Genomic DNA, 24,757 nt, shown 5'->3' with positions numbered 1-24,757 from the left:
ATCCCGGCGCGCCGGCCCATGCCCGCCCGAGCAGGTGAAGCCCCGTTCGGCGAGCGCAGCGAGCCGAGACGGGGCTTATGGCATTTCCAGCCCCGGGTTTTAACCCGGGGCGGGCTGGCGGCTCTGGAGGAGACGGAGCCTGCCGTGCGCGCCCACGCATCCCGGCGCGCCGGCCCATGCCTGCCCGAGCAGGTGAAGCCCCGTTCGGCGAGCGAAGCGAGCCGAGACGGGGCTTATGGCATTTCCAGCCCCGGTTTCAACCCGGGGCTGGCTCGGCAACCGAAGGAATCGGGAAACGGACGATCATACAGGTTGACTTTTGTTTAAAATAAATTAACGTTAAAGGTAAGCTTCCCCAACGTCAGCGCATCGGCGAATCTTCCCCCTGGCGCCCGGTCGCGGCGCCGTGCCGCGCGCCGTTCCATGGCACCCGGTGCACTCACCCCCGCCTCCGGCATCCCCCCCGGACGCGGCCCCCGGCTCTGCCCGAGACCTCCAGGAAACACGGTGACGCCAGTGTCCAGCACCGAGAGTCCGCTTCGCACGGCGCGGTTCCTTCGCATTACGCGCGTCCTGCGCGGCGAGCTCGGCCGCCTGTACGGCGTGGCCGCCGAAGAGGTGGACCCCGACCAGAGCTTCCTGGCGCAGGGGGCCGACTCGCTGCTCCTGCTGCGCGCCACCCGCTTCGTCCGCGACGAGTTCGGGGTACGCATCCCGTTCCGACGCCTTCTGGACGGGGTCGACACCGTGCACGCCCTGGCCGCGCACCTGGACCACGCGCTCGCCCCCGACCCGGCGCAGGCCGCCGCCCCCCCGCCGGCGCAGTCCGCACCCCCGGCCCGTCCGGCGGCGGCGCAGCGCTCCGCTCCCGCGCCGGCCGCTCCCGCACCCCCGGCCGCCGCGCCCGCCGCCGTTCCACCCCCCGCGGGGAGGGAAGCGGAGGCGCTGGAGCGCATCGTCTCGCAGCAGCTGCAGCTGATGGCGGCGCAGCTCGCCGCGCTGCGCGGGGATACTCCCGCCGCCGCGCCCGTGCACCCCGCCGCCCCGGTGCGTGCGGCCGCTCCCGCCGCGCCCCCCGCGCCCCCCGCGCCCGACGTCTCCGCGTCCCCATCCCCCGTCCCCCCCGCCTCCGCGCCCGCCGTCACCTCCGCGGCCGTGTCCGCCGACGAAGCGGCGGTGCCGGCCGCCGCGGTCCGCCGCGCGGTGGCAGGGGACGAGGGTGCGGTGCAGGCGGCCTCGGCCGGGCACGCGGTGGCGGAGGACCGGGATGCCGCCGAGGACGAGGCGGCGGTCGCGCTTCCCCTGACGGAGGCGCAGCGGGAGCTGTGGCTGGTGGCGCAGATGTCGGAGGAGGGCGCGCGCTCGTGCAACGAGCCCAAGGCGCTGCGGGTGCGCGGGCCCTTCGACGTGGACGCCTTTCGGGGTGCGCTCGCGGAGCTGGTGCGGCGGCACGGGGCCCTGCGCGTGCGCTTTGCGCCTGGCGGCGAGACGCAGCACGTGGAGCCGCGCGCTTCGCTGCACGTCCCCCTGCTGGACCTGTCGGCCCTTCCCGCCGGCGAGGCCGGCGCCGCGCTGGACGCCGTGCTGGACGAGGAGGTGCGCACCGCCTTCGACCTGCTGGCGGCGCCGCTCTTTCGCGCGCGGGTGGTGCGCCTGGCGGAGGACGACCACGTGGTCGTCTACACCCTGCACCACGCCGTCACCGACGGCTGGTCGAACGGGACGCTGCTGCGCGAGATGTGGCTGCTGTACGTGGCGCGCGCGGACGGGGCCGCGTGCACGCTCCCGGCGCCCGGGCGCTACGCCGACGCCGTCCGCGCGCGCACCGGCGACCCGGCGCGCGCCGACGCCGCGCTGGAGTACTGGCGCCGGGCGCTGGCGGGGCCCCCGCCGGTGCTGGAGCTGCCCACCGACCGGCCCCGCTCCGCCGCGCAGGGCTTTGCCGGCGACCGCGAGGTCGTTGTCCTGGACCCGGCGGTGGTGTCGCGGGTGCGGGCGTTCGGCGAGGCGCGCGGCATCACCTTCTACGCCGTCCTGCTGGCCTCCTTTCAGCTCCTCCTGCACCGCCTGACCGGGCAGGACGACGTGGTGGTGGCCACCCCCGCCGCCGGGCAGGCGTGGGACGAGGAGGAGGCGGTGGGCTACTTCACCTACCTCCTCCCGCTGCGCAGCCGCCTGGACGGCGATCCCTCGTTCGCCGCCTTTCTGGAGGATTCGCGGAGCCGCGCACTGCAGGGGATGGAGCACCGGGGCTTCTCGATGCGGCGGCTGGTGGAGGCGCTGGAGATTCCCCGCGACCTGTCGCGCGCGCCGCTGGCCGCCGCCTCGCTCACCTGGCAGCGCGGAGCGAACGCGGCGGCGCGGGCGGGGGCGGTGGAGGTGGAGCGGATGGAGGTGCGCACCGGCGTGACCCGCTTCGAGCTGACGGTGATCGCCGTGGAGACCGACGCCGAGACGCGGCTGGAGGCGCACTACGCCACCGGCCTCTTCGACGGCGCCACCGTACGCCGCTGGATGGGGCACCTGCAGACGCTGCTGGACGCCGCGGCGGCGGGCCCCGGCTGGCCGGTGCGCGCGCTGCCCCTGATGGACGAGGCCCGCCGCCGCCAGGTGCTGGAGAGCTGGAACGGCGTTCCCGCGGCCGGCGCCGCCGGGACGCCGCTGCACACCCGCTTCGAGCGCCAGGCCGACGCCACCCCCCACGCGGTGGCGGTGGAGGCCGGCGGCGCGCGGGTGACCTACGCCGAGCTGGAGGCGCGCGCCAACCGCGTGGCCCACGCGCTCCGCGCCGCGGGCGCCGGCCCCGACGCGGTGGTCGGGCTGTGCGCCGAGCGCTCGCCCCAGATGGTCGTGGGGATGCTGGGCATCCTCAAGGCGGGCGCCGCCTGGCTTCCCCTGGACCCCGCGCTGCCGGACGACCGGCTGGCCTTCATGGTGAAGGACGCCGCCCCCCGCGCCCTCCTGGTGCACGGGCCCGTCCCCGGCGCCCTGGCGGCCGCGGGCGTCCCCGTGGTGCGCATGGACCCGGTGGAGGACGACGACGCGCTCTCCACCGGCCGGCCCGACGGGGGGGCGGACGCGGACACCCTGGCGTACGTGATCTACACCTCGGGCTCCACCGGGCGGCCCAAGGGGGTGATGATCCCGCACCGGGGAATCGGCAACCGGGTGGCGTGGGCGGTGGAGACGCACCGCCCGGGCCCCGGCGACGCGGTGCTCTTCAAGACGCCGTTCACCTTCGACGCCTCGGTGTGGGAGGTGTTCCTTCCCCTGTGGACCGGCGGGCGGGTGGTGGTCGCGCGGCCGGGGGGGCACCAGGACCCGGCGTACCTGGTGGACGCCGTCCAGCGCCACGGGGTGACGGTCCTGCAGCTGGTCCCCACCATGCTGCAGGTGCTGGCCGCGCGCCCGGGGCTGGAGCGCTGCGCCACCCTGCGCCTGCTCTGCTGCGGCGGCGAGGCGTACCCGGCCGCGCTGGCGCGCGAGGCGGCGCGCCTGCTTCCCTCGGCCGCGCTGGTGAACCTGTACGGCCCCACCGAGGCCTCGATCGACGTGGCCGCCTGGCGGGTGCGCGGCGGCGAGGACGGGAGCCACCTGCCCATCGGCCGGCCGCTGGCGGGGACGCGCCTGTACGTGCTGGACGGGGCGCTGCGCCCGGTGCCGCCGGGGGTGGCGGGCGAGCTGTACGCCCACGGCCCCGGGCTGGCGCGCGGCTACCTGGGGCGCCCGGGGATGACGGCGGAGCGCTTTGTCCCGGACCCGTTCTCCCCCGCGCCCGGCGCGCGGATGTACCGCACCGGCGACCGCGCGCGCTGGCGGGGCAACGGGGCGCTGGAGTTCCTGGGGCGCGCGGACGACCAGGTGAAGGTGCGCGGCTTTCGCATCGAGCCGGGCGAGGTGGAGGCGGCGCTGGCCGCCTGCGCCGGCGTGCGCGAGGCGGCGGTGGTAGCGCGCGCGGACGGCCCCGGCGCGGCGCGGCTGGTGGCGTACGTGGCCGGCGGCGCGGACTCCGACGCCCTGCGGGCCGGGCTGCGGCGCACCCTTCCCGAGTACATGGTGCCCACGGTGTTCGTGCCCCTGGACGCCCTGCCGCGCACCGCCAGCGGCAAGCTGGACCGCGCCGCGCTTCCCGCCCCGGCCGCGCGCCGGCCGCGGGGGGACGCGCCGCGGGTGGAGACCTTCGGCCCCGTTCCCGAAGGGGTGGGGCAGCGCCCCGGGGCGCAGCCGGCCGCGCCCGCCGCGTACGCCGCCCCGCGCACCCCCGTCGAGGCCGCGCTGGCGGCGCTCTTCACCGAGCTGCTGGGGGTGGAGCCGGTCGGGACGGGCGACGACTTCTTTGCCCGCGGCGGGCACTCGCTCCTGGCGCTGCGCCTCCTGTGGCGCATCCGCGAGGTCTTCGCCATCGAGGTGCCGGTCCCCGTCCTCTTCAAGGGCCCCACGGTGGCGGCGCTGGCCGCGGAGGTGGAGGCGCGCCGCCGCGCCACCCTTCCCGCGCTGCCGGGAATCGCTCCCCTGCCGCGCGGCGGCGACCTTCCCCTTTCGTTTGCGCAGGAGCGGCTCTGGTTCCTGCAGCAGCTGGAGCCGGGGAGCGCCTTCTACAACAACTCGCTCACGCTGCGGCTGACCGGCGCCCTGGACGCGGCGGCGCTGGAGCGCACGCTGGGCGAGATCGTACGCCGGCACGAGACGCTGCGCACCACCTTTCACGACCGCGGCGGCGTGCCCGTGGCCGTGGCCGCGCCGCCGGGGCCCTTCACGCTGCCGGTGGAGGACCTGTCCGGGCTGAACCCGGACGCGCGCGAGGCCGAGGTGCGGCGGCGCGCGGACGGGGAGGTGGCCCGGCCCTTCGACCTGGCCGCGGGGCCGCTCTTCGCCCCCCGCCTGCTTCGGCTGGGGGACCAGGAGCACGTGCTGGTGCTGGGAATGCACCACATCGTCACCGACGGGTGGAGCATGGGGGTGCTGGCGCGCGAGCTGGGCACGCTGTACGCCGCCTTCTCGCGCGGCGAGCCCTCGCCGCTTCCCGAGCCCGAGGTGCAGTACGCCGACTTCGCGGCGTGGCAGCGGGCGCAGCTGGCGGGCGAGGCGCTGGAGCGGCACCTGGACTGGTGGCGCGAGCGGCTGGCCGGGGCGCCGGAGCTGCTGGCGCTGCCCACCGACCGCCCGCGCCCGGCGGTGCAGCGCTTCCGGGGCGCGCGGGTGCCGGTCTCGATTCCCGACGGGGTGCTGGAGCGCCTGCGCGCGCTGGGGCGCAGGGAGGGGGTGACGGTGTTCGCGATGGCGCTGGCCGCCTTTCAGCTGCTCCTGGCCCGCTACGCGGCCACCGGCGACGTGGTGGTGGGAAGCCCCGTCTCGGGGCGCGCGCGGCCCGAGGTGGAGCCGCTGATCGGTTTTTTCGTCAACACGCTGGTGCTGCGCGCCGACCTGTCGGGCGACCCCACCGTGCGCGAGCTGCTGCGCCGCTCGCGCGACGCCACCCGCGCCGCCCTGGAGCACCAGGAGCTCCCCTTCGAGCGGCTGGTGGAGGCGCTGCGCCCGGAGCGAAGCCTGGGCCACTCGCCGCTGGTGCAGGTGATGTTCGCGCTGCACCACGCCGAGACGGCGGCGGACGCGGGGGCCCACGCCGGCGGCCCGCGGGTGGAGGTGGTGCCGCAGCGCAACGACAGCGTGCGCATGGACCTTTCGCTCTCCCTCACCACGCGGGGCGACGGGATGCGCGGCGAGCTGGCGTACGCCGCCGACCTGTTCGACCGCGCGACGGCGGAGCGGATGGCCGGCCACTTCGCGCGCCTGCTGGAGGCGGTGGCGGCGCGGCCGGGGGCGCGGCTGTCGCGCATCGACATGGCGGGGGACGAGGAGCGGACCCGCGTCCTGCACGAGTGGAGCGGGACCGACGCGGCGTACCCGGCCGGCGGATGCGTGGCGCTCTTCGAGGCCCGGGCCGCGCAGACGCCGGAGGCCGGGGCGATTCGCCTGGGCGCGCGGACGCTGACGTACCGCGCGCTGGACCAGGCCGCCAACCGGCTGGCGCACCACCTGGCCGCGCGCGGGGTGGGCCCCGAGGCGCGGGTGGGGATCGTGGCCCGGCGCGCCCCCGAAACGGTCGTGGCCCTGCTGGCCGTGCTCAAGGCGGGGGGCGCGTACGTGCCGCTGGACCCCGCCTACCCGGCCGAGCGGCTGCGCTTCATGCTGCGGGATTCCGGCGCGCGCACCGTGGTCTGCGCCGGGGGGCTTCCCCCCGGCCTCGAGGCCGAGGGGGTCCCCGGCCTGCTGGACCTGGACGCCGAGGCCGACGCCATCGCCGCGCGGCCGGCGCACCCGCCGCGGGTGGAGGCCGGGGCGGACGCGCTGGCGTACGTGGTCTACACCTCGGGCTCCACCGGCCGGCCCAAGGGGGTGCTCGTTTCCCACCGCGGCATCCCCAACCTGGCGCTGGGGCACATCGCCGCGCGACGGATGGACGAGACCAGCCGCGTGCTGCAGTTCGCGTCGTTCTCCTTCGACGCCCTGGTTTCCGAGCTCTTCACCACCTTCCTGGCCGGGGGGACGCTGGTGATGGCCGCGCCCGACGACCTCGTCCCCGGCGCCGCGCTGGAAGCGACGCTGCGGCGCGAGGGCGTCACCATCGCCCTCCTTCCCCCTTCGGTCCTGGCCCTGCTCTCGCCCCACGACCTTCCCGCGCTGCGCACGGTGGTGAGCGCGGGCGAGGCGGCGGACGCGGCGCTGGTGGAGCGGTGGAGCCCGGGGCGGCGCCTTCTGAACACCTACGGCCCCACCGAGAACACGGTGGGGAGCTGCTGGGCCGCCTGCGTGGCCGACGGACGCACCCCGCCGATCGGCCGGCCGCTTCCCAACCTGCGCGCGTACGTGCTGGACGGGGCGGGGGAGCCGTCGGCGGTGGGGGTGCCCGGCGAGCTGTACCTGGGCGGGCCCGGGGTGGCGCGCGGCTACCAGGGGCGCGCGGGGCTCACCGCCGGGCGCTTCGTTCCCGACCCCTTCGGCGCCGCGCCCGGCGCGCGCCTGTACCGCACGGGCGACCGGGTGCGCTGGCGGGGCGACGGGGTGCTGGAGTTCATGGGGCGGGTGGACGCGCAGGTGAAGGTGCGCGGCTTTCGCGTGGAGCCGGGCGAGGTGGAGGCGGCGCTGCGGCGGCTTCCCGGCGTGGCCGACTGCGTGGTGGCCGCGCGCGCGCTGCGCCCCGGCGACACGCGGCTGGTGGCGTACGTCGCCGGCGGCGCCGGGGCGGACGCGCTGCGCGACGGGCTGCGGCACACCCTTCCCGAGCACATGGTCCCCTCGGTCTTCGTGCGGGTGGACGCCCTTCCGCGCACCCCCGGCGGCAAGGTGGACCGCGCGGCGCTCCCCGCGCCCGCCGCCGACGACGACGGGGCGCGCTACGTCGCCCCGTCCACGGACACCGAGGCGGTGCTGGCGGGGATCTGGGCCGACGTGCTGGGGCGGGAGCGCGTGGGGGTGCGCGAGGGGTTCTTCGACCTGGGCGGCCACTCGCTCCTGGCCACGCGGATGGCGTCGCGGGTGCGCCAGGCGTTCGCGGTGGAGCTGCCGGTGCGCGCCGTCTTCGAGGCGCCCACCGTGGCGCTGCTGGCGCGGCGGGTGGACGCGCTGCGCGGCCGGGGGGACGCGCCCGCGGCGCCGGTGGCGCGGGCCGGCCGCGGCGGGCCGCTTCCGCTTTCCTTTGCGCAGGAGCGGCTCTGGTTCCTGAGCCGGGTGCAGCCGGAAAGCCCGCTGTACAACATCTCCATGGCGCTGCGGCTGAGCGGCCCGCTGGACGCGGCGGCGCTGGAGGGGGCGCTGGGCGGGGTGGTGCGCCGGCACGAGGCGCTGCGGACCACCTTCTCGGACGAGCGCGGCGCCCCGGCGCAGGTCGTGGCGCCCTTCGCCGGCTTCGCCCTGGCCGTGGACGACCTGACGGGGCTGGACGCGGCGGAGCGCGAGGCCGCGGCGCGGCGGCGGGCCGAGGAGGACGCGGCGCGCCCCTTCGACCTGGCGGCGGGCCCCCTGTTCCGCGCGGCGCTGCTGCGGCTGGCCGGCGACGAGCACGTGCTCCTGGTTTCCATGCACCACACGGTGAGCGACGGGTGGAGCGCGGGGGTGCTCTTCCGCGAGCTGTCTGCGCTGTACCGCGCCGCCCGGGGCGAGGCGGCGGCGGCGCTCCCCGAGCCCGCGCTGCAGTACGCCGACTACGCGGTGTGGCAGCGCGGGCAGCTGCGCGGCCCGACGCTGGAGCGGCAGCTGGCCTGGTGGCGCGCGCGGCTGGCGGGGGCCCCGGCGCTCCTGGAGCTTCCCACCGACGGTCCGCGCCCGGCGGTGCAGGGGACGGCGGGGGCGTGGGAGCCGCTGTCGGTCCCGGCCGGGGTGGCGGAGGGGCTGGAGGCGCTGGGACGGCGCGAGGGCGCCACCCCGTTCATGGTGGTGCTGGCCGCCTTCCAGGTGCTCCTGGGGCGCTGGGCGGGGACGGAGGACGTGGTGGTGGGAAGCCCGGTGGCCGGGCGGACGCGGCGCGAGCTGGAGGACGTGGTCGGCTGCTTCGTGAACACGCTGGTGCACCGCGCCGACCTTTCCGGCGACCCCGCCTTCACCACGCTGCTGGCGCGGGTGCGCGAGGGGGTGCTGCAGGCGCAGGAGCACCAGGACCTCCCCTTCGAGCGCCTGGTCGAGGCGCTGCAGCCGGAGCGCTCGCTGGGCCACTCCCCCCTCTTCCAGGTGATGTTCACCCTGGACCGCGAGGCGCCCCGCATGGAGCTGCCGGGGATCCGCGTGGGCGGGGTGGGGGTGCGGACGCGCCGCGCCCGCTTCGACCTGATGCTGTACCTGTCCGCGCACCCCGGCGGGCTCCGGGGCGGACTGGAGTACCGCACCGACCTCTTCGAGCCCGGCACGGTGCGGCGGATGGCGGCGCACCTGGTCCGGTTGCTGGAGCAGGTGGCCGCGCGGCCGGAGCGCCCGCTTTCCGGCCTGGCGCTGATGGACGCGGCGGAGCGGCGCCGGGTGCTGGCGCTGTCGGACCCGTCCGGGGCCACCTTTCCCGTGGCGGGCGGGGTGCACCGGCGCTTCGAGGCGCAGGCGGCCGCCCGCCCCGGCGCCGTGGCGCTGACCTTCGAGGGCCGGTCCACCACCTACGGCGCGCTCAACGCGCACGCCAACCGGCTGGCGCGGCGGCTGCGCGCGTGCGGGGTGGGCCCCGAGTCGCGGGTGGGGCTGGCCGCCGACCGCTCGCCGGCGCTGGTGGCGGGGGTGATCGCCATCCTCAAGGCGGGGGGCGCCTACGTCCCCCTGGACCCGGCGTACCCGGCCGAGCGGCTGGAGTGGATCGTCCGCGACGCCGGCGTCCGCGTGGTCCTGGCCGAGGACGGCCTGCGGGGGCGCCCGGAGTGGGCGGGGCTCGGCGTGGTCTCGCTGGACGACCCCTGCGCGGAGGAGGGCGCGGACGACCTGGACCTGCCCGTGCACCCGGACCAGCTCGCCTACGTCCTCCACACCTCGGGCTCCACCGGCCTCCCCAAGGGGGTGGGGGGCACGCACGGCAACGTCCTGCGCCTGCTGGACGCCACCGCCGCGGACTTCGGCTTTGGACCGGACGACGCGTGGACGCTCTTCCACTCCAACGCCTTCGACCTGGCGGTGTGGGAAACGTGGGGCGCGCTGGCGTACGGGGGGCGGCTGGTGATCGTTCCCTGGGCGGTGTCGCGCGACCCGGCGGCGTTCCTGGCGCTGCTGGCGCGCGAGCGGGTGACGGTGCTCAACCAGACCCCCTCGGCCTTTCGCGAGCTGGGGCGCGCCGACGACGGGAGCCACCCCCTGGACGCGCTGCGCGTGGTGGTGTTCGGCGGCGAGGCGCTGGACCCGGGCTCGCTGCGCGACTGGCGGGCACGGCGCGGCGACGGGACCGCGCTGGTGAACATGTACGGGATCACCGAGACCACGGTGCACGTCACCTACCGGGCGCTGGCCGGCGGCGACCTGCTCCCGGACCGCCCCACCCCCATCGGCGTTCCCCTGGCCGACCTGCGCGCGTACGTGCTGGACGCGGCGGGGAGCCCCGTCCCCATCGGCGTTCCCGGCGAGCTGTTCGTGGGGGGCGACGGGGTGACCCGCGGCTACCTGGGGCGCCCGGCGCTCACCGCCCGGCGCTTCGTCCCCGACCCCTTCTCGGGGCGGCCCGGGGCGCGCCTGTACCGCTCGGGCGACCGGGCGCGGCGCCGCGCCGACGGCTCGCTGGAGTACCTGGGGCGCGGCGACCAGCAGGTCAAGGTGCGCGGCTTCCGGGTAGAGCCGGGCGAGGTCGAGGCGGCCCTGCGCGCCCACCCCGCCGTGGAGGACGTGGTGGTGGCCGCGTACGAGCACGCCCCCGGCGACCGGCGGCTGGCCGCGTACGTGGTTCCCCACGCGGAGCACGCCCGGGCGCCCCGGCGGCTGGCGGAGCTGCGGCGCACCGGCGCGCTGGACGGGCACCGGGTGGAAACGCTCCCCGACGGCACCGAGATGGTGTCGCTGAACCCCGGCGAGACGGCCACCCTGTACCAGGAGATCTTCGCGCGCGGCGCCTACCTGCGGCAGGGCGTGGCCCTTCCCGACGACGCCGTGGTCTTCGACGTGGGGGCCAACGCCGGCTTCTTCACCGCGCGCGTGTCCATGCTGCGTCCCCGCGCCCGCGTCTACGCCTTCGAGCCCATCCCCGCCGTGGCCGCGGTGCTGCGGCTGAACGCCGCGCTGCACGGCGGCGGCGTGCGGGTGCTGGAGCACGGCCTGGCCGAGCGCGAGGGCGAGGCCGTGTTCACCTTCTATCCCCACGCCTCCGTCCTGTCCGGGCGCTTCGCCGACGCGGCCGAGGAGCGCGACACGGTGAAGGCGTTCCTGCTGCACAGCGCCGAGTCGCACGCCGCCGGGGTGCGCGAGGGGCTGGACGCGCTCCTGGAGCACCGCCTGGAGGCGCGCCCGGTGACCTGCCGCCTGCGCACCCTGTCGCAGGTGATCCGCGACGAGGGGGTGCGGCGGATCGACCTGCTGAAGGTGGACGTGGAAAAGAGTGAGCTCGAGGTGCTGGCGGGGATCGACGACGCCGACTGGGAAAAGGTCCGCCAGGTGGCCATGGAGGTGCACGACACCGGGGGACGGCTGGACCGCGTCCGCGCGCTGCTGGAGGCCCGGGGCTTCACGGTGTCGCTGGAGCGCGACCCCGCGCTGGCCGGCACCGCCCTCTGGGACCTGTACGCCCTGCGCCCCGGCGCCGCCTCCCCGTCTTCCCCGGACGGCGGGGGGGAGGGGGATGAAGACGGCGGGCGGTGGCACTCCACGGCCGCGCTGGTGGCCGACCTGCGGCGCGCGGCGCGCGAGCGCCTTCCCGAGCACATGGTTCCCGCCGCCTTCGTGACGCTGGACCGCCTTCCGCTGACCACCAACGGAAAGCTGGACCGCGCGGCGCTCCCCGCGCCCCGCGAGAGCGCCGCCCCCGCCGCGGCCGCGTTCGCCCCGCCGCGCTCTCCCACCGAGGAGCGGGTGGCGGCGCTCTGGCGCGAGGTGCTGGAGGTGGAGCGGGTGGGGCGCCACGACGGGTTCTTCGACCTGGGCGGCCACTCGCTCCTGCTGGCCCGGGTGCACGCGCGGCTGCAGGCGCAGATGGGCCGGGCGCTTTCGATCATCGACCTGTTCCGCCACCCCACCGTGGCCGCGCTGGCCGCGCACCTGGACGCGGGCGCGTCGTCGCCCCCGCCGCCCACGCCGGCGGGGGAGGGAAGGGAGCGCGCCGCCCGGCGGCTGGGGCTGGCGGGGGCACGGGGCGGAGCCGGACACCCACACACCAGCGGAGCGGACGAATGACGGACACGGCGCAGGCGGGCGCGGCGGGGGCGGTGGCGCTCATCGGGATGGCGGGGCGCTTTCCCGGGGCGGCCGACGTGGAGGCGTTCTGGCGCAACCTCCGCGCGGGCACGCACTCCATCCGCTTCTTCGGCGAGGACGAGCTGGCGGCGGCGGGGGTGGACCCGGCGCTCCTCCGCACCCCCGCGTACGTCCGGGCGCGCGGGTCGCTGGACGGCTTCGACCTCTTCGACGCCGGCTTCTTCGGCTACAACCCGCGCGAGGCCGAAACGCTGGACCCGCAGCACCGCGTGTTCCTGGAGGCCGCCTGGGAGGCGCTGGAGAACGCGGGGTACGCCCCCGGCGCCGTAGAGGGGACGGTGGGCGTGTACGCGGGCTCGTCGTCCAGCGACTACCTGGCCCGCGTCTTTTCGCGCCCGGAGCTGGTGGAGGCGGTGGGCGCGCTGCAGGCGGAGCTGGGGAACGGCCGCGACTTCCTGGCCACCCGCGCCGCGCACCGGCTGAACCTGCGCGGCCCCGCCCTCACCGTGCAGACCGCCTGCTCCACCGGGCTGGTGTCGGTGCACGTGGCCTGCCAGGCCTTGCTGGCCGGCGAGTGCGACCTGGCGCTGGCGGGGGGCGTGGCCATCAAGGGCGCGCAGGACCGCGGCTACCTGTACGCGCCGGGCGGCATCGTCTCGCCCGACGGCTTCTGCCGCGCCTTCGACGCGCGCGCCGGCGGCACCGTGGGGGGCGCGGGGGTGGCGCTGGTGGTCCTCAAGCGCCTGGCCGACGCCCTGGCCGACGGCGACACCATCCACGCGGTGGTGCGCGGCTCGGCCGTCAACAACGACGGGGCGCGGCGGGTGGGCTTTACCGCGCCCAGCGTCGAGGGGCAGGCGGCGGTGATCGAGGAGGCGCTGGCGGTGGCCGGCGTGGACCCCGCCACCGTGGGCTACGTCGAGGCGCACGGCAGCGGGACGGAGCTGGGCGACCCGGTGGAGGTGGCCGCGCTCACCCAGGCCTTCGGCGCCGCGCCCCGGCGGGAGTCCTGCGCGCTGGGCTCGGTGAAGACCAACGTGGGCCACCTGGACGCCGCGGCGGGGGCGGCGGGGCTCATCAAGGCCGCGCTGGCGGTGGAGCACGGCGAGATCCCCCCCTCGCTGCACTTCGGCACGCCCAACCCGCGCATCGACTTCGCCGCCTCGCCCTTTTTCGTCAACACGGCGCCGCGTCCCTGGCCGGGACGGGAAGACGGCGCCCCGCCGCGCCGCGCGGGCGTGTCGTCGTTCGGGATGGGGGGGACCAACGCCCACGTGGTGCTGGAAGAGCCGCCCGCGCCGGCGCCCTCCGCGCCCGCGCGCCGCTGGCAGCTCCTGGCGCTCTCGGCGCGCACCCCCGCCGCGCTCGAGGCGGTCACCGACCGGCTGGCCGCGCACCTGCGCGCGCACCCCGAGCAGGCGCTGGCCGACGCCGCGCACACGCTGCGCACGGGGCGCCGCGCCTTCGAGCACCGCCGCGTGGTGGTGGCGCGCACGCACGAGGAGGCGGCCGAGGCGCTGGAGTCGCGCGCCCCCGACCGGCTGGCCGGCGGCCGCGCCGCGGACGAGGCGCCCCCGGTGGCCTTCCTGTTTCCCGGGCTGGGAAGCCACTACCCGGGGATGGGGCGCGGGCTGTACGAGGCGGAGCCGGTGTTCCGCGAAGCGGTGGACCGCTGCGCCGAGCTCCTGCGCCCGCGGCTGGGCGCGGACCTGCGCGAGGTGCTGTACCCGCCCGGCGCGCCCCGGCACGAGGACGAGCCGGTGGGCAGGATCGACCTGCGCGCCATGCTGGGGCGCGGCGACGCCCCCGCGGACGACCCCGGCGCCTGGCTGAACCGCACCCACCTGGCGCAGCCCGCGCTGTTCGTGACCGAGTACGCCCTGGCGCGGCTGTGGATGAGCTGGGGGGTGCGCCCGGCGGCCATGCTGGGCCACTCGCTGGGCGAGTACGTGGCCGCCACCCTGGCCGGCGTGTGGTCGCTGGAGGACGGGCTGATGCTGACCGCCGAGCGGGCGAAGCTGATCGCCGGGCTCCCCGAGGGGGGGATGCTGGGGCTGGCCGTTCCCGAGGAAGAGGCGCGCCCGTACCTGCGCGACGGGCTGTGCGTGGGCGCGCTGAACGGGCCCTCCATCACCGTCCTGTCCGGCCCGGCGGCGGCGGTCGACGCGCTGCAGGCGGAGCTGGCGGCGCGCGGGGCCGTCCACCGGCGCCTCCCCGTCCGCCACGCCTTCCACTCGCCGATGATGGAGGGGGTGGCCGAGCGGCTGGCCGGCCTGCTCGCCGGCGTGCGGCTGCACGCGCCCCGCATTCCCTTCGTCTCCAACGTCACGGGAACGTGGATCCGCCCCTCCGAGGCCACCGACCCCGCGTACTGGGCGCGCCACCTGGTGAGCCGGGTGCGCTTCGGCGAGGGGGTGGAGGCGCTGGCCGCGGGCGGGCAGCGGACGCTGCTGGAGGTGGGCCCCGGCCACGGGCTGCGGATGCTGACCGTGCAGCACCCCGCCTGGAGCGGCGAGCCCCCCACGGTGGTGGCCTCGCTGCGCCACGGCTGGGAGCGGCACCCCGACGTGGCGCACGTGCTGGGCGCGGCCGGGCGGCTGTGGGCGGCCGGCGCCCGCGTGGACTGGGAGGCCATGCACCGGGGCGAGCGCCTGCGCCGCGTGCCCCTGCCCACCTACCCCTTCGAGCGGACGCGCTTCTGGATCGACCGCGCCCCCGCCCGGGCGGGCGCGCGCGGCGGCGACCCGCTGGCGCGCCGGCCCGACCCGGCCGACTGGCTGTACCTTCCCACCTGGACGCGGGCGCCGCTCGCCCGTCCCGCCGCGCCCGAGCCGGCGGCGTGGGTGGTGCTGGCCGACGCGGCGGGGGCCGGGGGGCGGCTGGCCGGGCGGCTGGAGTCGCTGGGCCACGCGGTGGCGGTGGTGGAGGCGGGCGACGGCTTTGCCCGCGTGGGCGACGCGCGCTACACCGCGCGCCCCGGCGCGGCCGGCGACCTGGACGCGCTGCGCGACGCGCTCGCCGCCGCCGGCCTGCGTCCCCGGCGGGTGGTCCACCTGTGGGGGATGGACCCCGAGGGGGAGGACGACGGCGCCTTCGAGCGGGCGCACGCGCGGGGATACGCCACCCTCGCCGCGGTCGCCGCCGCCTTCGCGGGCGACGCGGCCGGCGGGCCCCTCCGCGTGCTGACGGTCACCGAGGGGGCGCAGGACGTGGCGGGGGGCGAGCCGGTGCGCCCCGCGCGCGCCACGGCGGCGGCCGCCGCGCTGGCGCTTTCGCGCGAGCACCCGCACGCCGCCTGCCGCGTGGTGGACGTGCGGTCCTCCGACCCCGGCCTGGTGGACGCGCTCCTGGCCGAGGCCCTGGCCGGGGGCGGGGAGGCGGTGGCCGCGCTGCGCGGGCCGCTGCGCTGGACCCGCGGCTACCAGGCGGTGCGTCCGCCGGAGGGCGCGGCCGGGCTGCGCCCCGGCGGCGCCTACCTGTTCTGCGGCGCGCTGGCGGCGGGGGGCGCCGTCCTGGCCCGGCACCTGTCCACGGAGCTGGGCGCGCGGGTGGCGGTGGTGGTGGACCCCGCCTTTCCCGCGCCCGAGGGGTGGGACGCGCACCTGGCCGCCGCCGCGCCCGACGACGCCGGCGCGGCCACCATCCGCTTTCTCCGCGCCGCCGAAGGGCGGGGCGCGGGGCCCCTCCTGCTGCGCGCCGCCCCCGACGACGCGGCGGCGCTGACCGACGCCGTGCTGCGGGCGCGGCAGGCGTTCGGCGGGCTGCACGGCGTGGTGCACACCGCGCGGCTGGGCGCGGCGGCGGCGCACGCGCCGCTGGCCCGGGGGGCGGCGGGCGCCCCGGCGGCGCTCGCCCGCGTGTCGCGCGAGCTGGCGGCGCTGCGCCAGGCCACCGCCGGCCTGGGGCTGGACTTCTGCCTCCTGCAGGGCTCCAACCTGCCCGTGCTGGGCGCGCCGGAGCTGGGCGCGTTCATGGCCGCGTGCGCGCTGGCCGACGCCTGGGCGCAGCGGGTGTGCGCCGAGGGCGGCCGCTGGACCAGCGTGGGGTGGGACCGCTGGCACCTGGTGGACGAGGCGCGCACCGCCTTTACCGAGCTGGCCATCTTTCCCGCGGAGGGCGCCCGCGCCTTCGAGCACCTGGCCGCGCTGGCCGGCGAGCCGCGGGTGGTGGTTTCCACCTGCGGCCTGGAGGCGCGCGCCGACCGGGTGCGCGCGCCGCGCCCGGCCCCGCCGGCCCCCGCGCCCGGCGGCGGCGACGCGCTGCACCCGCGCCCCGCGGGGGTCGGCCGCTACCACGCCCCCGGCAACCCGGCCGAGGAGCTCCTGGCCGGCGTCTGGCGCGAGTTGCTGGGGATCCGCGAGGTCGGGGTGCGCGACGACTTCTTCGCGCTGGGCGGCCACTCGCTCCTGGGGATGCGGGTGATCGCCCGCGTCCGCGACACCTTCGGGGTGGAGCTTCCGCTCCGCGCCGTCTTCGAGGCACCCACCATCGCCGCCCTCGCCGGGGTCATCGACCAGGCCATCCTGCTGGAGCTGGACGGGATGAGCGACGAAGAGGCCTCGGCCCTCCTGGAAGGATCCGCCGCATGAGCACTCCCGTTTCCGACCCGCCGGCCGGCGCCCGGCTTTCTCCCGCCAAGCAGGCGCTACGCGAGGCGCGGCTCCGCGGCCTGTCGGTGGCCCGGCCGTCCCCCATCCCCCGCCGCCCGCCGGGGGACGCGCCGCTCTCCTTTGCGCAGGAGCGGCTCTGGTTCCTGGACCGGGTGCAGCCGGGGCTTCCCGCGTACAACTTTCCCGCCAGCCTGCGCCTTTCCGGCGCGGTGGACGAGGCCGCGCTGGAGCGCGCGCTGGGCGAGCTGGTGCGCCGCCACGAGGTGCTGCGCACCACCTTTCGCGAGGAGGACGGCGTCCCCGCCCAGGCGGCGGCCCCGTTCGCCGGGCTGGTCCTCCCCGTCGACGACCTGTCCGCCCTGCCGCCGGAGGCGCGCGAGGCCGAGGCCCTGCGGCGCGCGGCGGAAGAAGCGGCGCGCCCCTTCGACCTGCAGGCGGGGCCGCTGCTGCGCGCGGGGCTGCTGCGGCTGGCCGGCGACGAGCGGGTGCTCCTCCTGTGCATGCACCACATCGTCACCGACGGGTGGAGCATGGGCGTCTTTCTGCGCGAGCTCTTCGCCCTGTACGAGGCGTTCCGCGCCGGGCGCGAGTCGCCCCTGGCCGAGCCGCCGCTGCAGTACGGCGACTACGCCGCGTGGCAGCGCGGGGCGGCGGCGGCGCCCGAACGCCACCTGGCGTACTGGCGCGAGCGGCTGGCCGGCGCGCCCGAGCTGCTGGAGCTGCCCACCGACCGCCCCCGCCCGGCGGTGCAGTCGCACCGGGGGGGGCGCGCGCGGGCGGTGATCCCCGCCGAGGCGGCGCGGCGGCTGGAGGAGGTGGGGCGCGGCGAGGGCGCCACCCTCTTCATGGCCCTGCTGGGCGCGTACCAGGCGCTGCTGGCGCGCTACGCGGGGACGGACGACGTGGTGGTGGGAAGCCCCACGGCCGGGCGCGGCCGCCCGGAGCTGGAAGGGCTGATCGGCCTCTTCATCAACCCCCTGGTGCTGCGCACCGACCTGTCCGGCGACCCCACCTTCCGCGAGGTGCTGCGCCGGGTGCGCGAGGTCACCCTGGGCGCCTACGAGCACCAGGAGGTCCCCTTCGAGCGCGTGGTGGCCGAGCTGCGCCCGGAGCGGACGCTGGGGCACACCCCGCTCTACCAGGTGGAGTTCATCCTGCAGAACGCCAACGCCCCCGCCTCGGGGGGCGGGGGCGGGGGGCCGGCGGTGCGGGCGATGGACGTGGACGCCGGCGCGGCGCGCTTCGACCTTTCGCTGGACTGCCTGGTGCACGCGCGGGGGGTCAGCTGCACGCTGGAGTACCGCGCCGAGCTCTTCGACCCCTCCACCGCCCGGCGGCTGCTGGACCACCTGGTGTCGGTGGTGGAGCAGGTGGCGGCCGACCCGGACGTCCGCCTTTCGGCGCTGCGGCTGGTGGACGCCGACGAGCGGCGCCTGCTGGAGGAGTGGAACCGCACGGAGGCGCCGTACCCCTCGGGGGACACGCTGCACGGACTGCTGCGGGCGCAGGCCGCGCGCACCCCCGACGCGGTGGCGGTGGTCGACGGCGCGGCGCGCGTGACCTTTGCCGGGCTGGACGCGTGGGCCGGGCGCCTGGCGCGGCTGCTGCGCGCGCGCGGGGTGCGGCCCGGCGACCGCGTGGGCATCTGCCTGGAGCGCGGCGCCGAGCAGGTGGCCGCCCTCTTCGGGGCCCTCCAGGCGGGGGCGGCGTACGTCCCGCTGGACCGCTCGCTTCCCCCCGCGCGGCTGCGGTACATGCTCGCCGACGCGGGTGCGCGGGTGGTCCTTACCCGCTCGGCGCTGGCCGCCGCGGTGGAGGGGGAGGGAAGGGACGTGGTGCGCCTGGACGCCGCCGGCGCGCCCGCGGAGGGCCCAGCGCCGGTGGAGAGCGAGGCGCCCGTGGACGGCGAAGCGCCGGTGGACAGCGAGACGCCGGCGTACGTCATCTACACCTCGGGGAGCACGGGGACGCCCAAGGGGGTGCTGGGATCGCACCGGGCCATGGTGAACCGCCTGGCGTGGATGTGGGGCGCGTACCCGTACGCCCCCGGCGAGGTGTGCTGCCAGAAGACCAGCCCGGGCTTCGCCGACGCGGTGGCCGAGATCTTTTCGCCGCTGCTGCGGGGCGTGCCCCTGGTGGTGATCCCCGACGAGGTGGTGCGCGACCCCCAGCGGCTGGTGGAGGCGCTGGGCGCGCACGGGTGCACCCGCATCGTCCTGGTCCCCTCGCTGCTGCGGGCCCTGGTCGAGACGCACCCCGACCTGGGCGCGCGCCTCCCGGCGCTGGGCACCTGGGTGTGCAGCGGCGAGCCGGTGGACGGCGCGCTGCACCGCGCCTTCCGCGCGGCCGCGCCCGGGGCCGCGCTGGTCAACCTCTACGGCTCCACCGAGGTGGCCGCCGACGTCACCTGCTTCGACTGCCGCGCCCTGGCGGACGACGCCGACGAGGTGCCGGTGGGCCGCCCCGTGGCCAACACCCGCGTGCACGTGCTGGACCGGTGGCTGCGGCCCCTTCCCATCGGCCTTCCGGGGGAGATCTGCATCGGCGGCGAGGGGCTTTCGCCCGGGTACGCGGGCCGCCCCGCGCTCACCGCCGAGCGCTTCGTCCCCGACCCGGCCGGGGGCCCGGGGGCGCGGATGTACCGCACGGGCGACCGCGGCCGCTTTCGCCCCGACGGCACCCTGCTGTACCTGGGGCGCACCGACCACCAGGTGAAGGTGCGCGGCTTCCGGGTGGAGCTGGGGGAGATCGAGGCCGTGCTGGCCCGCCACCCCGGCGTGCGCGGCGCGCTGGCGGTGGCGCGCGAGGACGCGCCGGGGCAGGTGCGCCTGGTGGCGTACGTGGTGGGCGACGCCGGCACCGAGACGCTGCGCGGCCACCTGGGCCGGCACCTTCCCGACTACATGGTCCCCGCCGCCTTCGTGCCCCTGGAGGCGTTTCCGCTCAACGCCAGCGGCAAGCTGGACCGCCGCGCCCTTCCCGCGCCCGCGTTCGGGGGCGGCGAGGCGGGCTACGTGGCTCCGCGCAACGCCACCGAAGAGGCGCTGGCCCGGATCTGGGCCGAGGCGCTGGGGGTGGAGCGCGTGGGAGTGCGCGACTCCTTCTTCGCGCTGGGGGGCGACTCCATCCTCTTCGTGCGCGTGGTGGTGCGCGCGCGCCGCGAGGGAATGGAGGTCACCCCGCGGATGATGTTCGAGCACAAGACGGTGGAAGCGCTGGCCCGCGTGGCCCGCGCCGCCGCCCCGGCCGAGGCGTCCCCCGCCGCTCCGGCCGGCGCGGCGCCGCGGGCCGCCGACGGCACGTACACGCCGGACGACTTTCCCCTGGCGGGGGTGACGCCGGCGGAGCTGGACGCGGCGCTGGGGGGGCGAAGCGGGGTGGAGGACCTGTACCCGCTCTCGCCCATGCAGGAGGGAATGCTCTTTCACGTCCTCTACGGCGGCGGCGAGTCGCAGGCGTACCAGGTGCAGACGGCGCAGCGGCTGGAGGCGGGGGTGGACGTGCCCCTGCTGCGGCGCGTGTGGGCCGAGGTGGTGCGCCGCCACCCCTTCCTGCGCACCGCCTTTGCCTGGGAGGGGCTGCGCCGCCCGCTGCAGCGCGTGCACGCCGCGGTGGAGCTTCCCTGGACGCTGGAGGACTGGCGCGACCGCTCGCCCGGGCGGCAGGAAGCCGACCTGGAGCGCTTCCTGGCCCGGGACCGGGCCCGCGGCTTCGACTTGGGCGAGGCGCCGCTCCTGCGCTTCGCCCTGTTCCGGACGGGCGAGCAGTCGTACTGGTTCGTGTGGAGCCTGCACCACCTGGTGCTGGACGGGTGGTCGTGGTCCACCATCCGCCGCGAGGTGTTCACCCTGTACCGCGCCTGGAGCGCGGGCGAGACGCTGGAGCTTCCCCCCGCGCGGCCGTACCGCGACTACGTGGCCTGGCTGGCGCGGCGGGACCCCGGCGCCGCCGAGCGCTACTGGCGCGGCGTCCTGGCCGGCTTCGCGGCGCCCACCCCGCTGGGCGCCGACCGCGCCCCCGGCGCCGCGCAGGGGCGCCACGTGGACCACGTGGCCACCCTCACCGCCGAGCGGACGCGGCGGGTCGAGGAGGGCGCCCGCCGCCGCGGGGTCACGCTCAACACCTTCATGCAGGGCGCCTGGGCGCTCCTCCTGGCCCGCTACGCCGGCGAAGACGACGTCGTCTTCGGCAACACCGGGTGGGGGCGGCCGGCGGAGCTGGAGGGGGTGGAGGCCATGGTGGGGCTCTTCATCAACACCCTTCCGCTGCGGGTGCGGGTGGACCCGGGCGCGCGGCTCGACGACTGGCTGGCCGCGCTGCAGCTGGCCCAGGCCGAGTCGCGCGACTACGAGTACGCGCCGCTCGCCGAGGTGCAGGGGTGGAGCGAGGTGCCGCGCGGCACCCGCCTGTTCGAGAGCCTGTTCATGTTCGAGAACTACCCGGTCGCCTACACGGGAAAGGAAACCGGCGGACTGCGGCTGGGGCGGCGCCGGGTGATCTTCTCGACGGACTACCCGCTCTCCTTCATCGCCTCCACCAGCCCGCTCATCCAGCTCATCCTGAACTACGACGAGGCGCGCTTCGACGCGGCCTCCATCGGGCGGATGATGGAGCACGTGCTTCGCCTGATGGAGCGGATGGCCGCGCCGGGGGAGGTGCGCCTGGGCGCGCTGGACGTGCTGGACGAGGGCGAGCGGCGCACGCTGCTGGAGGAGTGGAGCGCCACCGGCCCCGGCGCCCCGGCGCGCCCCCTTCACCACCGGGTGGCCGAGCAGGCCGCGCGCGCGGGCGACGCCCCCGCGCTGGTGGGGGCCGGCGGCCGGACGCTGAGCTACGCCCGGCTGGACGCGGCGGCCAACCGGCTGGCGCACCACCTGGCGGCGCGCGGGGCGGGCCCGGGGTCGGTGGTGGGGATCGTGGCCGAGCGCACGCCGGAAACCGCGGTCGCCCTGCTGGCGGTGCTGCGGGCGGGGGGCGCGTACCTGGCGCTGGACCCCGCCTACCCGGCCGAGCGCCTGCGCTTCCTGCTGGCCGACTCGGGGGCGCGGCTGGTGGTGTGCGCGGGCCCGCTTCCCGCCGGCCTGGCGGGCGAGGGCGTCCCCCCGCTGGTCGACACGGCCGCCGAGGCCGCGGCCATCGCCGCGCGCCCCGCGGCCGCGCCCGCGGTGCCGGCGCACCCCGACGGGCTGGCGTACGTGGCCTACACCTCGGGAAGCACGGGCACGCCCAAGGGGGTGATGGTGCCGCACCGGGGGGTGGACGTCCTGCTGGCCGACCTGCAGGACCGCCTTCCCCTGGGCCCCGGCGACCGCTGCGCCGCCTGGACCAGCCCGGGGTTCGACGTCGCCGTCTACGAGACCTTCTCGGCGCTGGTCTCCGGCGCGGCGCTCCTGCACCCCGACGACGAGACGCGCGCCACCCCCGGGGCGTTCGTCCGCTGGCTGGCGGAGAACGAGGTCACCGGCGCGTACGTCCCCCCCTTCATGCTGGGCGAGCTCGCCGCGCGGGCGGAGCAGGGGCCGCCGCTGGCGCTGCGCCGGCTGCTGGTGGGCGTGGAGCCGATCCCCGCGGCGCTCCTGGCCCGGATCGCCGCGGCGGTCCCCGGGCTGCGCGTGGTCAACGGCTACGGCCCCACCGAGACCAGCATCTGCGCCACGCTGCACGACGTCGGCCCCGCCGCTCCGCGCGAGGGCCGCGCCCCCATCGGCCGGCCGGTGCGGGGAACGCGGGTGCGCGTGCTGGACGCCGCGCTGCGCCCCGTGCCCGCGGGGGTGGCGGGCGAGCTGTACGCCGGCGGCGAGGGAACGGCGCGCGGCTACCTGGGCAGGGCGGGGCTCACGGCCGAGCGCTTCCTCCCCGACCCGTTCGCGCCCGTGCCCGGCGCGCGGCTCTACCGCACCGGCGACCGCGTGCGCTGGCGCGACGACGGCGTGCTGGAGTTCCTGGGGCGCACCGACCACCAGGTGAAGGTGCGCGGCTTCCGGGTGGAGCCCGGCGAGGTGGAGGCGGCCCTGCGCCGCGTTCCCGGGGTGGCCGGCTGCACGGTGGTGGCGCGCGAGGATGCGTCCGGCGACCGGCGCCTGGCCGCGTACGTGGTGGGCGGGGTGCCGGCCGACACGCTCCGCGCCGCCCTTCGCCGGGTCCTTCCCGCGCACATGGTGCCGGGCGCCTTCGTGCCGCTGGACGCGCTCCCGCTGACCCCCAACGGAAAGGTGGACCGCCAGGCGCTCCCCGCGCCCGCCTGGGCCGCGGCCCCGGACGCCCACGTGGCGCCGCGCACGCCGGTGGAGGCGGCGATGGCGGCGGCGTGGGCGGAGGTGATGGGGGTGGAGCGGGTGGGGGTGCACGACGACTTCTACGCCCTCGGCGGGCACTCGCTGCTGGCCGTGCGCCTGGTGGCGCGCCTACGCGCCGACTTGGGCGTGGAGCTCCCGCTCCGGCTCCTCTTCGAGACCCCGACCGTCGCCCAGCTCGCCGCCGCCGTCGGAGCGCCGGGAGCGGCGCCCGGCGGCTGACCCCGCGATCCGCGGGCCGGCGTCTTCCCGCCGGCCCGCGGCAGACCGAAAGCGCACCATGTACCGACTGCACCGTGCCGGAGGCCGGGTAAAGGCCGCCGGCCTGGGCCTGGACACGCTGTACCCCGACGAAGCGGCGCGCTACGCCCGCGACCCCTCGCCCGAGGCGGCGGGGCGGCTGCGCGCGGCCCTGCGCGGCGTGCAGGACGACCCGCCGCCCCCCCTGCGGGCGGCGTTCTTTCCGCAGCCGCGGCCGGCCATCCGGCAGCACCTGCAGCGCACCGGGCTCTACCGCCCCATGCTCAAGACGGACCAGGGGCCCGCCGGCACCTTTCTGCCGTTCACCACCGGCGGGGACGCCGGGCTGCGCCCGTTCCGCATCGCCCGGCGCGAGGGCGTGGCGGTGCCCGAGGTGCACATGGCGGGGGCGCTGGACGCCAGCCCGGCGGCGCGCGAGGCCGCCGAGCGCCTGCGCGCCCTGTACCGCGAGCTCCGCTACGCCGAGTGCGCGGGGGCGCTGGACGCGCTGACGGCGCTGGTGGGCTCCGGCCGGCGCAGCGCCGACGTGGGCCGCGGGCTCTTCTTCTTCTGCAACCCCTCCCTGGCCGACGCGCCCGTCACCGTCCCCGAGCACGTCTGCCTGCGGGTGGAGCGCGCCGTGAACGAGTTGCTGGAGCCGGCGCAGGCCCGGGCGGCGCACGCGCGCGCCCTCTTCCGCGACGGCACGCCGCTGTGCGAGGCGCTGGCCTCGGCGCGGGCGTCGGCGCACGCCGGCCCGGTGGAGCCCGCTCTGTACCTGCAGGCCGACGTGTACCTGACGGCCGACGGCGGGGTGCACGTGGAGCAGGTGCACCTTCCCGACGTGGGGATGTTCCTGTGCGAGCTTCCCTCCGACGGGTACGCCGTGCTCCCGCGGGTGCAGGAGATCGTGGCCCGCCTCCGCGAGCGCGCGGCCGGGGTGCTGGGCACGCTCCCTTCGCCGGTGTACCTGCTCACCCGGCCGGCGGTGCTGCAGCGCCACGAAGACACGCTGGAGCACCTCGAGATCCAGGCGCTGCGGAAGATGGCGGGGCGGGCGGGGCTGGACCTGCGCGTGCACGCGTCGACCGAGGCGGCGTGCCTTCCCCGCGGCGCGCGGGTGCTGCTGCTGAACGTGGACCCGGCGTCGCCCGACTGCGAGGCGCTGCTGGCGCGGGTGGCCGCCGGCGAGCTGGCCTGTACGCCCGACCCCTTTCTGAAGCTGCTGTCGCCGCAGCTCACCACGCTGCGCCGGGTGGCGGTGGAGGGAAAGCAGCTCCAGCACTTTCTGCGGGCCATCCGCCCCGGCGGGCAGATGTGCGGAAAAAGCTACCACGCGCTGCACCGCGGGATCGAGCGGATCTACCACCACGGCGGGCACACCACCGACATCCTGCACGTGGAGGTGCCGGGCGAGCGGACGGCCGTGCCCACGCTGCGGCACTCGGTGCACAGCTTTACCTCGCTGTACAACACCTGCAGCCGCAACGGCTTTCCCGATCTGCACATCCGCGAGGTGCCCATGGGGCGTGAAAACGCCCTGCTGCACAGCGACACGGGCCCCCACCTGGCCGCGTTCCGGTTCTTCTTTTCGCGCGGCGAAGCCGCCGCCTGACGTCTGGATGCGCCGCGAGCGAAGCCCCCGCACGACCTGTGTCGCGCGGGGGCTTTTTCGTGGCCGGCCGCGAGGGCCGGCACCGGCGCCCATGGTGCCGCCGGGCCTGCAATGGCGAATGAATTCGCTGCAACAACCAC

The 24,757-nt window shown here is 77.5% G+C and carries 4 protein-coding genes; all 4 read left to right on the top strand.

All coding sequences use genetic code 11. The features are described 5' to 3' along the window. Positions 1-507 precede the first annotated feature (507 nt). From VGC13_RS25300 to VGC13_RS25285, 4 genes are read left to right on the top strand one after another with little or no spacing between them, the layout of a single operon-like run. Positions 508-11,838 (top strand): amino acid adenylation domain-containing protein, encoded by an 11,331-nt coding sequence (locus tag VGC13_RS25300; protein WP_331128101.1) that lies wholly within the window; start codon positions 508-510, stop codon positions 11,836-11,838. Next, complete coding sequence (locus VGC13_RS25295; protein WP_331128100.1) at positions 11,835-16,448, top strand: type I polyketide synthase; 4,614 nt, start codon at positions 11,835-11,837, stop codon at positions 16,446-16,448. Before VGC13_RS25300 ends, VGC13_RS25295 begins: the two co-directional genes overlap by 4 nt. Beyond that, positions 16,445-22,984 carry an amino acid adenylation domain-containing protein gene (locus VGC13_RS25290; protein ID WP_331128099.1) on the top strand — a complete coding sequence of 2,180 codons (6,540 nt, stop codon included), beginning with the start codon at positions 16,445-16,447 and terminating at the stop codon, positions 22,982-22,984. The genes VGC13_RS25295 and VGC13_RS25290 overlap by 4 nt, the downstream gene beginning before the upstream one ends. Positions 22,985-23,042: 58 nt before the next feature. Then, a complete protein-coding gene (locus VGC13_RS25285; protein ID WP_331128098.1) occupies positions 23,043-24,617 on the top strand; it encodes a hypothetical protein in 1,575 nt (524 codons plus the stop codon). Positions 24,618-24,757 lie beyond the last annotated feature (140 nt).

Origin of the sequence: Longimicrobium sp., assembly GCF_036399255.1 — a bacterium.
Classification (GTDB): domain Bacteria; phylum Gemmatimonadota; class Gemmatimonadetes; order Longimicrobiales; family Longimicrobiaceae; genus Longimicrobium.
This window is presented reverse-complemented; position numbering and strand designations above follow the sequence as displayed.